General features: G+C 39.9%; 11 protein-coding genes. 10 read left to right on the top strand and 1 reads right to left on the bottom strand.

The window, feature by feature from the left end; translation table 11 throughout:
• The first annotated feature begins 8 nt into the window (after positions 1–8).
• The 6 genes from atpA (at position 9) to murA (ending at position 6,241) form a co-directional block, all read left to right on the top strand.
• A complete protein-coding gene (atpA, locus tag AC1DFT_RS08535; protein ID WP_477918763.1) occupies positions 9–1,517 on the top strand; it encodes a F0F1 ATP synthase subunit alpha in 1,509 nt (502 codons plus the stop codon).
• A 45-nt stretch (positions 1,518–1,562) separates the two neighbouring features.
• Positions 1,563–2,423, top strand: a complete 861-nt coding sequence (gene atpG, locus AC1DFT_RS08540; RefSeq protein WP_402817308.1) for an ATP synthase F1 subunit gamma — start codon at positions 1,563–1,565, stop codon at positions 2,421–2,423.
• 35 nt (positions 2,424–2,458) lie between these two features.
• Positions 2,459–3,874, top strand: coding sequence for a F0F1 ATP synthase subunit beta (gene atpD / locus AC1DFT_RS08545; RefSeq protein ID WP_477918764.1), 1,416 nt, complete (start codon positions 2,459–2,461; stop codon positions 3,872–3,874).
• 24 nt (positions 3,875–3,898) lie between these two features.
• Complete coding sequence (locus AC1DFT_RS08550) at positions 3,899–4,303, top strand: F0F1 ATP synthase subunit epsilon (protein WP_477918765.1); 405 nt, start codon at positions 3,899–3,901, stop codon at positions 4,301–4,303.
• Between the two features lie 80 nt (positions 4,304–4,383).
• Positions 4,384–4,620, top strand: a complete 237-nt coding sequence (locus AC1DFT_RS08555; RefSeq protein ID WP_477918766.1) for a DUF1146 family protein — start codon at positions 4,384–4,386, stop codon at positions 4,618–4,620.
• 325 nt (positions 4,621–4,945) lie between these two features.
• Positions 4,946–6,241 carry a UDP-N-acetylglucosamine 1-carboxyvinyltransferase gene (gene murA / locus AC1DFT_RS08560; RefSeq protein ID WP_477918767.1) on the top strand — a complete coding sequence of 432 codons (1,296 nt, stop codon included), beginning with the start codon at positions 4,946–4,948 and terminating at the stop codon, positions 6,239–6,241.
• A 599-nt stretch (positions 6,242–6,840) separates the two neighbouring features.
• Here murA and AC1DFT_RS08565 read toward each other — a convergent pair.
• Positions 6,841–7,788 carry a nuclease-related domain-containing protein gene (locus AC1DFT_RS08565; protein ID WP_477918768.1) on the bottom strand — a complete coding sequence of 316 codons (948 nt, stop codon included), beginning with the start codon at positions 7,786–7,788 and terminating at the stop codon, positions 6,841–6,843.
• Positions 7,789–8,313: 525 nt separating this feature from the next.
• Here AC1DFT_RS08565 and spoIID point away from each other — a divergent pair.
• From spoIID to mreB, 4 genes are all read left to right on the top strand, one after another.
• Entirely contained in the window at positions 8,314–9,255 is a 942-nt protein-coding gene (gene spoIID / locus AC1DFT_RS08570; RefSeq protein WP_477918769.1) for a stage II sporulation protein D, read from the top strand.
• 30 nt (positions 9,256–9,285) lie between these two features.
• Positions 9,286–9,948: a peptidoglycan DD-metalloendopeptidase family protein gene (locus AC1DFT_RS08575; protein ID WP_477918770.1), complete on the top strand. Its 663-nt coding sequence runs from the start codon at positions 9,286–9,288 to the stop codon at positions 9,946–9,948.
• 68 nt (positions 9,949–10,016) lie between these two features.
• On the top strand, positions 10,017–10,292 hold the full coding sequence (locus AC1DFT_RS08580) for a sporulation transcriptional regulator SpoIIID (RefSeq protein WP_477918771.1): 276 nt from the start codon (positions 10,017–10,019) through the stop codon (positions 10,290–10,292).
• A gap of 1,071 nt (positions 10,293–11,363) precedes the next feature.
• Positions 11,364–12,356 (top strand): rod shape-determining protein MreB, encoded by a 993-nt coding sequence (gene mreB, locus AC1DFT_RS08585; RefSeq protein ID WP_477918772.1) that lies wholly within the window; start codon positions 11,364–11,366, stop codon positions 12,354–12,356.
• The last annotated feature ends 22 nt before the right edge of the window (positions 12,357–12,378 follow it).

Here is a 12,378-nt window from a genome sequence, read left to right on the forward strand (position 1 = left end):
TGACATACATGAGCATCAAAGCTGAAGAAATCAGTGTCTTGATTAAACAGCAGATTGAGAACTATGAATCTGAGATGAAAGTTAGCGATGTAGGTACAGTTATCAAAATTGGTGACGGTATCGCCCTTGCTCATGGCCTCGACAACGTCATGGCTGGAGAACTTTTAGAATTCTCAACTGGTGTATTAGGTATGGCACAAAACTTGGAAGCGAACAACGTTGGTATCGTTATCCTTGGACCATACACTGACATCAAAGAAGGCGATGAAGTACGTCGAACTGGCCGTATTATGGAAGTTCCTGTTGGGAAAGAATTGATTGGTCGTGTTGTAAATCCACTTGGCCAACCAGTAGATGGACTAGGTCCTATCGCAACTACAAGAACTCGTCCAATCGAAAGTCCTGCACAAGGGGTTATGGCACGTAAATCTGTTCATGAACCACTACAAACAGGTATTAAAGCGATTGATGCGCTTGTTCCAATCGGCCGTGGTCAACGTGAGTTAATCATCGGTGACCGTCAAACGGGTAAAACAACTGTAGCAATCGATACAATTCTTAACCAAGCAGACCAAAACATGATCTGTGTTTACGTTGCAATTGGTAAAAAAGAATCGACTGTACGTAACGTAGTAGAAACACTTCGTAAAAAAGGTGCACTAGAATACACAATCGTAGTTACTGCTTCTGCATCACAACCGGCTCCATTATTATACTTAGCACCTTATGCTGGTGTAACTATGGCAGAAGAGTTTATGTTCGAAGGCAAGCACGTTCTAATCGTTTATGATGATTTATCTAAACAAGCTGCTGCTTACCGTGAACTTTCATTACTTCTTCGTCGTCCTCCAGGTCGTGAAGCATATCCAGGGGATGTATTCTACTTACACAGCCGTCTACTTGAGCGTGCTGCGAAGTTAAATGAAACACTTGGTGCAGGTTCGATCACTGCATTACCGTTCGTTGAAACACAAGCGGGAGATATCTCTGCTTATATTCCAACAAACGTTATTTCGATTACAGATGGTCAAATCTTCTTACAATCTGACCTATTCTTCTCGGGCGTACGTCCAGCTATCAACGCTGGTTTATCCGTATCTCGTGTAGGTGGTTCAGCTCAAATTAAGGCAATGAAAAAAGTTGCGGGTACACTACGTCTAGACTTAGCTGCATACCGTGAACTAGAAGCATTCTCTCAATTTGGATCAGATCTTGACGCTGCAACTCAAGCAAAACTTAACCGTGGTATGCGTACAGTAGAAGTATTAAAACAAGACTTGAATAACCCGATTAAAGTGGAAAAACAAGTTATGATTTTATACGCTCTAACTCGTGGCCATTTAGATGATATTCCAGTAAAAGACGTTACTCGTTTTGAAGCGGAACTTAATAGCTGGTTAGATTCAAACCACACAAACGTTTTAGATCATATTCGTACGACTAAAGACCTTCCTTCAGATGAAGATATGTCAAATGCAATCAATGCATTTAAAAAGACTTTCGCTAAATCTGAGTAATTCTAAAGTCTAAGTGAAAAAAAACGATAAGGTGGTGAAATACCAGTGGCATCATTACGCGATATTAAAGGTAAAATTACGTCAACAAAGAAAACAAGTCAGATTACCAAAGCTATGCAAATGGTTTCAGCTTCTAAATTGAATCGTGCGGAGGAAAATGCGAAAGCATATGTTCCTTACATGACGAAAATTCAAGAAGTAGTAGGTGCAATTGCAACAGGAACAAGCGACGGAGCGCATCCAATGTTAACTTCTCGTCCTGTGAAAAAGACTGCATATCTTGTTATTACGGCGGATCGTGGCTTAGCTGGTGCGTATAATAGTAATATTATTCGTGCAGCATCTAATGCAATAGCGGAGCGACATTCCTCTAAAGATGAGTATGTAATCTTCGCAATTGGTCGTATGGGACGTGACTTCTTCGTGAAACGTGGTTCGAATGTAATCGGAGATGTAATAGGTTTACCAGATCAACCTGCTTTTTCTGATATTAAAGAAATAGCGCGCAGAGCTGTTGGTATGTTCACGGATGGTACATATGATGAACTTTATATGTACTATAACCACTTTGTCAGTGCCATCTCTAGTGAAGTTACAGAGAAAAAGGTACTGCCACTTACGGATCTTGCAGTAGAAACAGGCACAACAGCTTCTTATGAATTCGATCCTTCAGCTGAAGCGATTCTAGAAGTGTTACTTCCACAATATGCGGAAAGCCTAATTTTTGGTGCATTACTCGATGGTAAAGCAAGTGAACATGCTATGCGTATGTCCGCGATGAAATCTGCAACAGACAACGCAGCAGACTTAATTGGTAACTTAACATTAGTTTATAACCGAGCACGCCAAGCAGCAATTACGCAAGAAATTACGGAAATTGTCGGCGGTGCAGCGGCTCTTGAATAGTCAATGAAAGAAAAGTAAGACAGGAGGGAACAGTAGTGAACAAAGGACAAGTACTACAAGTAATGGGTCCAGTTGTTGACGTTAAGTTTGACAACGGACAATTACCAGCTATTTATAACGCTTTAACTGTAGCAATTGAACGTCCAAACGAAGCGCCTACTACGTTAACGTTAGAAGTAGCTTTACACTTAGGAGATGACGCAGTTCGTACTATTGCGATGGCATCTACTGACGGTCTTAAGCGCGGTACAGAAGTAATTGACGGTGGTGCAGCGATTTCTGTTCCTGTTGGTGATGTAACACTAGGACGTGTATTCAACGTATTAGGTGAAGTTATCGACTTAGGAGAAGAAATTTCAGTGAATGATCGTCGTGATCCAATTCACCGCTCAGCTCCAACATTTGAAAATCTTTCAACAGAAGTTGAAATTCTTGAAACAGGTATTAAAGTAGTTGACTTACTAGCTCCTTATATTAAAGGTGGTAAAATCGGTCTATTCGGTGGTGCCGGAGTAGGGAAAACAGTTCTTATCCAAGAATTGATCAACAACATCGCACAAGAACACGGTGGTATTTCGGTATTCGCTGGTGTTGGTGAGCGTACACGTGAAGGAAACGACTTATTCCATGAGATGAGCGATTCTGGCGTTATTAAGAAAACAGCAATGGTATTTGGTCAAATGAATGAGCCACCTGGTGCACGAATGCGTGTTGCCTTAACTGGTCTTACAATGGCTGAATATTTCCGTGATGAACAAGGTGCAGACGTACTATTATTCATCGACAACATTTTCCGTTTTACACAAGCTGGTTCGGAAGTATCTGCACTATTAGGTCGTATGCCTTCTGCTGCTGGTTACCAACCGACACTTGCAACGGAAATGGGTCAATTACAAGAGCGTATCACGTCTACTAATACTGGTTCGGTTACATCTATCCAAGCGATCTATGTACCAGCCGATGACTATACGGATCCAGCTCCAGCAACAACATTTGCTCACTTAGATGCAACAACAAACCTAGAGCGTAAATTATCTGAGATGGGTATTTACCCAGCGGTGGATCCTTTAGCTTCTTCTTCTCGTGCGCTTTCACCAGAAATCGTAGGACAAGAGCATTATGAAGTAGCACGTCAAGTGCAATATACTTTACAACGCTACAGAGAGCTTCAAGATATTATTGCAATCTTAGGTATGGATGAATTAGGGGACGATGACAAATTAACGGTTAACCGTGCGCGTCGTATTCAGTTCTACCTATCTCAAAACTTCCACGTTGCGGAACAATTTACTGGTCAAAAAGGTTCATACGTTCCAGTTAAAGAAACTGTTCAAGGATTTAAACAAATTCTTGAAGGACAATATGACCACCTTCCAGAAGATGCTTTTCGTCTAGTTGGACGCATTGAAGAAGTAGTTGAAAAAGCGAAAAGCATGGGCGTAGAAGTATAATAAATCGGACCAGGAGGTAAAAATATGAAGACACTTACAGTCAATATTGTCACTCCCGACGGCCCGGTATACGATTCTCAAGTCGACATGATCATCGCTAAAACAGCATCCGGTGAAATCGGTATTTTACCTGGGCATATTCCAACAGTAGCACCACTAGTTATTGGTGCCGTTAAACTGAAAAAAGATGGGAAATCCGAGTACGTAGCAGTAAACGGTGGCTTTGTAGAAGTTCGTCCTGAAAAGGTTTCGATACTAACACAATCAGCTGAAATTGCTTCTGATATCGATGTAGCTCGTGCTAAAGAAGCGATGAAACGTGCAGAAGAACGTCTTCAAGGAAAAGCAGATGCAATCGACTTTAGTCGTGCTGAACTCTCTTTGAAACGTGCGATGAATCGTATCAACGTTTATGAGGGTAACATTTAACTATAATTTATTTTTAAGGACGGGCAGATCAAGTTCTGCCCGTTTTTTTCTTGAGTAGATAAAAATGGAGGACGATGAAAATGGATTTATTAAATGGCGAACAAGCAGTAATAGCGATTTTAGCAAATATTTTTTTTATCGGAATTTCTTTTTATGCATTACAGGCACTCATGCTGGACAGAATAATTAAAAAGAATCATGTGTTTCAAGCACAGCTTTTATTCATTTTAGCTAGCATTACAATTGGGTCAACAGTCGCAAATTTTTTCTTGAACCTCACTGCCTGGTCGGATCAACTACAATTTTTATTTAATTAAAACAGATCCTATATGCTCATGCAAATAATGGATAAGTTTGTATGAGCATGTAGAATCTGCTCGTATTTCCTGGGAAATATTATGTCGAATAGGTTTCATGTAAAGTGTCGCAGGGTACTTAAAAATTATCTACACGAAAAGCCTGGGTATTACGTATAATAGAACAAGAAAATATACTGAAATAGACATTGAAAATAGTGTTTTTGATGCTTGTATATAGTCGAATTACGTTGTATGATGAATATTGTTTTGAATACCTAAATATGACATCATACATATTTCTTTTATATAAAGCAAATGAGGATAAGAACGCGGAGGGAACGAAGTGGATAAAATCGTTGTTAAAGGTGGCCAAACGTTAAACGGGAAAGTTCGAGTGGAAGGTGCTAAGAATGCAGTCCTACCAGTACTTGCAGCAGCATTACTCGCGACAAACGGGAAAAACGTTATTAAAGATGTACCTACACTTGCAGATGTTTTGACAATAAACGAGGTTTTAAAAAGTTTAAATACAGAAGTAGTATATAGTCCTGAAAAAAATGAAGTGATTATTGATTCACAAAAAAGACTTTCAAGTGAAGCTCAATTTGAGTATGTGCGTAAAATGCGTGCTTCTATACTTGTCATGGGTCCTATTTTAGCGCGCAATGGTTTTGCTCGTGTTGCATTACCTGGTGGTTGTGCAATTGGCTCACGTCCAATTGACCAACATTTAAAAGGTTTTGAAGCAATGGGTGCTGAAATTTCTTTCGGCAACGGTTTTGTTGAAGCAAAAACAAATGGCCGTTTACAAGGTGCGAAAATTTATCTGGATGTACCAAGTGTTGGTGCAACAGAAAACATTATGACAGCCGCTGCGCTTGCAGAAGGTATTACAGTAATCGAGAACGCAGCAAAAGAACCGGAAATTGTTGATTTAGCTAACTTCATCAACGAAATGGGTGGAAAAGTAAAAGGTGCTGGTACAGACACAATTCGTATCGAAGGTGTAACAGAGCTTCACGGCACAGAACATCATATCATCCCAGATCGCATTGAAGCAGGAACATTCATGGTTGCTGCAGCGATTACAAAAGGTGATGTAATAATCGAAAATGCCGTACCTGAACATATGACAGCTCTTATTTCCAAAATGCAAGAAATGGGTGTCGAAATCACAGAAGAGGAACAAGGTCTTCGTGTGAGAGCAAATGGCAATTTAAAATCTGTCGATATTAAAACAATGCCACATCCTGGTTTCCCTACAGATATGCAATCACAAATGATGGCATTAATGATGACAGCCCATGGTACTGGCATCATTACAGAAACTGTTTTTGAAAATCGTTTCATGCACGTCGAAGAATTCCGACGCATGAATGGCAATATGAAAATCGAAGGACGCTCCGTAATAATGGAGTCACCATCTAACCTACAAGGTGCAGAAGTCGGTGCCACAGACTTACGCGCAGCAGCTGCATTAATCATCGCCGGCTTAGTTGCAGAAGGCATCACACGCGTTACCGAACTATATCATTTAGATCGCGGTTACGTGGACTTCGACAAAAAGCTCGCAGCCCTTGGTGCAGACATCGAGCGCATCGGAACTGAAAGCGAAGAAAAAGCAATTCAACTCGTATAATATAATATGTAAAGCACTATGCATGTATTCGTGTATAGTGCTTTTTGTGTTTTGTTGCTCTCGGCAGAGAATTGATTGCTTTCAGCGAGAAACTGGTTGCTTTGGTATAGGAATTAGTTGCTCTCGTGGGGGAATTGGTTTCCCATCGCCACTTATTGGTAAATGCTAGCCTGATTTCGAGGGCAAGGCTGAATTGTAATCGTCATTTGGAGTTGGTTGCTCTCGGTGGGGAATTGATTGCTTTCGCTAAGAAACTGGTTGCTTCCGTATAGGAAATCGTTGCTCTCGCCCATGAATTGGTTGCTCCCGTGGGGGAAATGGTTTCCCATCGCCACTTATTGGAAACAAGAGCCCTGATTTCGAAGGCAAAGCTGAATAGTAATCGTCATTTGGCGTTGGTTGCTCTCAGCAAGGAATTGATTGCTTTTACCAAGAAACTGGTTGCTTTCATATAGGAAATAGTTGCTCTTGCCCATGAATTAGTTGCTCCCGTGGGGGAAATGGTTTCCCATCGCCACTTATTGGTAAACTGGAGCCCTGATTTCGAAGGTAAAGACGGGTTGCATCACTTAATGCCACTTGGTTTCCACAGGCACACATTATTGATCAAACTTCATACTATATTTTCGACTACGGGATTGTCCAGTTTTGATTAGCGTGGGATTATTTAATATTTTGGTTGCTTCATATTTATTGTTCAGCTGTAGAAATTGTTGACATTCCTGATTGGAAATTGTGCTGTTATAAAGTAGTAAATAATCTCTTAGTGTGGAAACATGTGCATTACGATGTGAGGATTTACATCTTGGGCAATACCAATTTCGGATCACTTTTTTCATTCCAATTAATCCACATTGCACACATTCGACTCCTAATCGGATAGAGTTGGGGTCGATGCCAAAATGATTGCACAGTGGAAATGGCTGATAGTCAGTATTTTCTTTTAGAATAAAATACTTTAGGCTTTCTAACTGTGCGTCTGATAGAATGCGAGCGTTAGCTGGGATATTTCGAATATAAGGTTTGATCCCTCTTCTGAATAATATAGTTTTATTTTTTGGGGGATCTTTAATAATGCTGGAAGAAAAGGCGAAAGCGACGGCACTAAAGATAGGTAAAGAAATATGATTTACTTGAAATAATCGTTTCAATTGGGATTCATATTCTTCTAATTGAAGAAATGGATTGTCAAAAGAACGTGTTTCCCCTGTCGCCAAGGTTCTAATTATTTGCTGGTCTGTGAATGTAATCTCACCTTTAATGTTTTTTATTTCTAAAATTAAAGCATAGTACGGGGTAATGATAAGTATATCCATTTGAAAAAGGGTTTCGGAGTACAATGAAACATTATGGAAAGTGTAGAATTTATAGGGCAAATCTAATTGCTCAATAACTTTCATCACAGCTTCTTCTCCGATATCGCCAGCTACTGTTTGATAATACTCTTCTTGTATTGTAGAAAAATTCAAATGGTTTTTAGGTATTCTTTTGTACAGCGCATGCAATGCTTCCAAATACAGCGAAGCCGAATATTTTTTGGCTATCATCATATCACCTCGCAGATAGCTTAGCATAATCTATATGAAAATTAGAAATGGCAGAAATCGCGTTTCAGTAGTGGTTTTTACAAGGAAATTAAGCGAAAACTCCATTTTCGCGTAAAATAAAGCACCAAAAATCAATTTTGCTACAATTTTTTTTACGTTGGTTGCTTTCACTCAAAAAATAGTTGCTCTTGCTACGTAATTGATTGCTTTCACCCTCCAAACTGTTGCTCTCATGAATCAATTGGTTTCCCTTAGCTATATTTCGTAAAATGATGGATAATAATTCCACACCGCTATTCTTCTGTGTAAGTTTCGTGGTCAATTTTCTTACGTTGATTGCTTTCACTCAAAAAATAGTTGCTCTTGCTATGGAATTGATTGCTTTCACGATCCAAACTGTTGCTCTCATGAATTAATTAGTTTCCCTTAGCTATATTTCGTTAAATAGTGGATAATAATTCCACACCAATGCTACGCTTTCAGACATCATTCATGAACAATCCTTTCCCAGCATATAGTTGTCCCATGAAACAAAATATCCTATTACTCATCCTTTGCATCGGACTTTTGTTATTACCCTTTTTATTAATCAAAGAAAAGCATGACGCAAAACCTGCACCTGAAGTCGAAAAAGTACAAGATGTAGACTGCCCAATACTAATAGAGGTGGAAGGGGTCAAGGAGAAAATTCCTCTTGAAACGTACGTCTTAGGCGTTGTAGCTGCAGAAATGCCTGTTTCCTTCCATGAAGAAGCGTTAAAGGCGCAATCGATTGCGGCGAGGACGTATGTATTGAGAGAAACAAACTATGGGAAAAAGTCGATCGGCAAAACGGTGCAAAAACAAGTGTACGCAACGGAAGAAGAACGCAAGAAAAAATGGGGGGCCTCCTTTGAGTCATATGAGGACAAGCTTGAAAAAGTCGTCGCCGCGACAAAAGGAGAAATTATCGTTTACAAAGACCAACTAATCACGGCGATGTTCTTTTCTTCGAGCAATGGACAAACGGAAAGCGCGGAAAATTACAGCGGATATGCGATTCCCTATTTAGTTTCAGTGCCGAGCGGGGCAGAAGAACAATATGCTCCCAATGTGAAAAAGCAATTCGAGTTCACCAATAAACAATGGGCAGATGCTTTTGGTATAAAGTGGTCTTCTAACATAGCAACTAGTTTTCAAGTTACGAAGACGGATACAAATCGAATAGAGTCTATTCAAATGAGCGGAAAAACTTGGACAGGCAGAGAAGTCCGCGCATTACTAGGGCTACCTTCTACCGATTTCACGGTAACTTTCCAGAATGACAAAGTGGTAGTAAATACCGTTGGATATGGGCATGGAGTAGGGATGAGCCAGTACGGGGCGGAGGTGCTTGCCAACGATCACGCAAGCGCTCATGATATTTTATTACACTATTACAAAGGAACAGAAATAAAAAGTTTTTCGGCATGTTTAAAATCTCCTTGATTTGCCAACAATGCAATTGAGGTGATGAAAATGAGAGAAGAACAATCAAACAAGACTTCTCAGAAGAAGAAAAACAATCCGAAGAAGCCGTGGTTTTGGCCACTAGTGTACACAGGTTTTTCGGTAGCATTTGTAGGAATGATTTGGGGGTACAATGTCTATGTGAGCAATGATTCGGCAGAAGACGCTGAATGGGCAAAAACTGGTAGTGAGCCCGATAAAGTAACAATCGAAACGAACGCTCAAGCAGAAAACATGAAATATCCTTTTGAAGAAGCACTATTTGATAAAGTCGAAGTTGTACAACATTATTACGACATGGAAGCGGATGAAACGACACGTGAAAAATCTTTGCTTGTATTCAATCAAACTTACAGAACAAGCACAGGCGTCTCCCTATCTATGAATAGCGAACCTTTCGAGGTAGTAGCTGCAATGAGTGGAAAAGTAGAAGAAGTAAATTTAGATCCATTTGAAGGCGATGAAATTGTCTTATCGCATGCAAATGGAATGCAAACGAAATATCGTTCAGTCACTGGTATTCTAGTAAAAGTTGGAGACGAAGTAGAGCAAGGTCAAGCGCTTGCAACTACAACGGAAAATGAATGGAATCCAACAGCAGGTAACCATTTGCAATTTGAAGTACTCGACAACGGAGAACTGATTAACCCGGAATTATTACTAGCTTTCTAATTCATAATAACTTATACGTATGCATAAAGTGATGAAAAGTGTTCCTTTACTAACGAAAGGAAGAGTTGGTGCACGAAACGATTCGTCATAGATGTATACGTTTAGGTGAAATGGTCATTGAAACGAAAAAAACTGTCCGTGCCATCGCGAGCACAACCGGTCATTCCAAAAGTACCGTTCATAAGGACTTAACGGAAAGACTTCATTTAGTAGATCCGCAGCTAGCAAAAGAAGTGAAAGAAATTMTTGCGTATCATAAATCGGTCAGGCATTTGCGAGGTGGAGAAGCTACGAAAAGAAAATGGAAGACCAAAAAGGAAGATAGGAAAGGTCGTGATTTGTAAAATCACGGCTTTTTCTAATGGATTGGAAATACAAGTTAAATCTTGCCGCAAAAAGAAGGGAGCCGTCCAGATTTGGTTGCTTTCGAATGCGGACTGGTTGCCCTCTGCCATAAATTTCAAATAAGTCGCCACTTAAATCGATTCTCTCGGGTTAGTAAAGAGGTTCCGCTAAGTTGGTTGCTTTCAGATACAAACTGGTTGCTCTCTCGCCAGATTTGATTGCTCTCCTCTGAAATCTAGTTGCTTTCAGAGCATAATTGATTGCTCTCAATCTGATTTGATTGCCCTATGCCATAAATTTCAAATAAATCACCACTCCAATCAGTTTTCCCACGTTAGTAAAGAGCTACGGCTAAGTTGGTTGCTTTCAGATACAAACTGGTTGCTCTCCCGCCAGATTTGATTGCTCTCCCTCGAAATCTAGTTGCTCCCAAAGCTTAATTGATTGCTCTCAATCCGATTTGATTGCCCTCTTCCATAAATTACAAATAAATCCCCACTCCAATCGATTCTCTCGGGTTAGTAAAGAGCTTCGGCTAGGTTGGTTGCTTTCAGATACAAACTGGTTGCTCTCCCGCCAGATTTGATTGCTCTCCCCCGAAATCTAGTTGCTCCCAGAGCCTAATTGATTGCTCTCAATCTGATTTGGTTGCCCTACGCCATAAATTACAAATAAATCACCACTCAAATTGATTCTCTCGGGTAGTAAAGAGCTTCGGCTAGGTTGGCTACTTTAAGATACAAACTGGTTGCTCACCCGCCAGATTTGATTGCTCTCCTCGGAAATCTAGTTGCTCTCAAAGCTTAATTGATTGCTCTCAATCCAATTTGATTGCCCTTAACCATAAATTACAAACAAACAACACCTCAAATCAGTTCCTCCGGGGTAGTAAAAGAGCTTCCACTAATTTAGTCGTTCTCCCCTAAATGGATTCCATCCCCCCATAAATTCTGTATAATACGTTTCTAAAAAAAGTGTAATTCTGACAAAACTATGATAAAATTATATGTTAGAGACATATCGAAAAAATACATATAAAAGGTTCTAACAGGGAAGGAGAAACACCGTTAATGTTTGCCAAGGATATTGGAATAGATTTAGGTACTGCGAACGTATTAATTCATGTAAAAGGAAAAGGGATTGTATTAAACGAACCTTCCGTTGTTGCAATAGATAGAAACACCAAAAGAGTGCTTGCAGTGGGCGAGGAAGCCCGTCAAATGGTTGGGAGAACACCAGGTAACATCGTAGCGATTAGACCCCTTAAAGACGGTGTAATTGCCGATTTTGATATAACAGAGGCCATGCTTAAGTATTTTATCAATTCATTGAACGTAAAAGGATTTTTGTCCAAGCCACGCATTTTAATTTGTTGTCCAACAAACATTACAAGTGTAGAACAAAAAGCAATCCGCGAAGCTGCAGAGAAATCTGGCGGTAAAAAGATATACTTAGAAGAAGAACCAAAAGTAGCCGCAATCGGAGCGGGCATGGATATATTCCAACCGAGTGGGAATATGGTTGTAGATATCGGAGGCGGTACGACAGATGTTGCCGTGCTATCGATGGGGGATATTGTAACTTCCGAATCGATTAAGATTGCTGGGGATATTTTTGATAACGATATTCTTCAATACATTAAAAAAGAATACAAACTATTAATCGGTGAACGTACAGCTGAAAATATTAAAATAACGATTGGAACAGTTTTCCCGGATAGCCGTAAAGAAGAAATGGATATTCGTGGACGTGATATGGTCACAGGACTTCCAAGAACGATTACGATTCACTCAGAAGAAATCGAAAGAGCATTACGTGAATCCGTTTCTGTTATTGTACAAGCTGCCAAAAATGTGCTTGAAAAAACACCGCCTGAATTATCCGCTGATATTATCGACCGTGGTGTCATTATAACTGGTGGTGGAGCGCTTTTACATGGGATGGATCATTTACTGATGGAAGAATTGAAAGTACCAGTACTTATTGCAGAAGCTCCAATGGATTGTGTCGCAATTGGCACGGGAATTATGTTAGACAATATAGACAAACTTACTAGGCATTAGAATTATACAAATTAGAGTGGAG

The organism is Psychrobacillus sp. 05T411 (assembly GCF_056396485.1).

What these genes read in the sequence shown, in the direction of transcription:
- atpA (WP_477918763.1), top strand. Translation starts at nt 9, where the DNA reads ATGAGCATCAAAGCTGAAGAAATCAGTGTCTTGATTAAACAGCAGATT.
- AC1DFT_RS08550 (WP_477918765.1), top strand. Translation starts at nt 3,899, where the DNA reads ATGAAGACACTTACAGTCAATATTGTCACTCCCGACGGCCCGGTATAC.
- AC1DFT_RS08555 (WP_477918766.1), top strand. Translation starts at nt 4,384, where the DNA reads ATGGATTTATTAAATGGCGAACAAGCAGTAATAGCGATTTTAGCAAAT.
- AC1DFT_RS08565 (WP_477918768.1), bottom strand. Translation starts at nt 7,788, where the DNA reads ATGATAGCCAAAAAATATTCGGCTTCGCTGTATTTGGAAGCATTGCAT.
- spoIID (WP_477918769.1), top strand. Translation starts at nt 8,314, where the DNA reads ATGAAACAAAATATCCTATTACTCATCCTTTGCATCGGACTTTTGTTA.
- AC1DFT_RS08575 (WP_477918770.1), top strand. Translation starts at nt 9,286, where the DNA reads ATGAGAGAAGAACAATCAAACAAGACTTCTCAGAAGAAGAAAAACAAT.
- mreB (WP_477918772.1), top strand. Translation starts at nt 11,364, where the DNA reads ATGTTTGCCAAGGATATTGGAATAGATTTAGGTACTGCGAACGTATTA.